At 68.3% G+C, this 442-nt stretch carries 1 protein-coding gene; it reads left to right on the top strand.

Annotated features, from left to right (window positions below; all coding sequences use genetic code 11):
• Window positions 1–442: Y-family DNA polymerase (locus ACTJK8_RS32395; RefSeq protein WP_440763218.1), on the top strand; the 442-nt coding region annotated here is incomplete at both ends.

Raw genomic sequence — 442 nt, 5'->3', positions numbered from 1 at the left:
AACGACGGCTGCGCCATCGCCCGGACCAGCGAGGCCAAGGCGCTCGGCATCAAGATGGGCGATCCGTACTTCAAGATCCGCGAGATGTGCCGGGCGCAGGGGGTGCGGGTGTTCTCGTCGAACTACACCCTCTACGGCGACATGAGCGGTCGCACCAACGCCGTCTACCGGCAGTTCAGCCCGCAAGTGGAGATCTACTCCATCGACGAGAGCTTCCTGAACCTCTCGGACGTCGCGCCGGCCCTGAGGGTCGAGCTCGCGCGGGACCTGCGCGCCACGGTGCGGGCCTGGACCGGGATCCCGACCTGCGTCGGCATCGGCCCGACCAAGACGCTGGCCAAGCTTGCCAACCACATCGCCAAGACCGTGCCGGTGCTGGACGGCGTGTGCGACCTGACCGACCCGGCGGCCTACGCGCACTGGCTGTGCCGGATCGACGTCG

The sequence above is a fragment of the Methylobacterium sp. 22177 genome (assembly GCF_052045615.1).
Lineage (GTDB): Bacteria > Pseudomonadota > Alphaproteobacteria > Rhizobiales > Beijerinckiaceae > Methylobacterium > Methylobacterium radiotolerans.
This window is presented reverse-complemented; position numbering and strand designations above follow the sequence as displayed.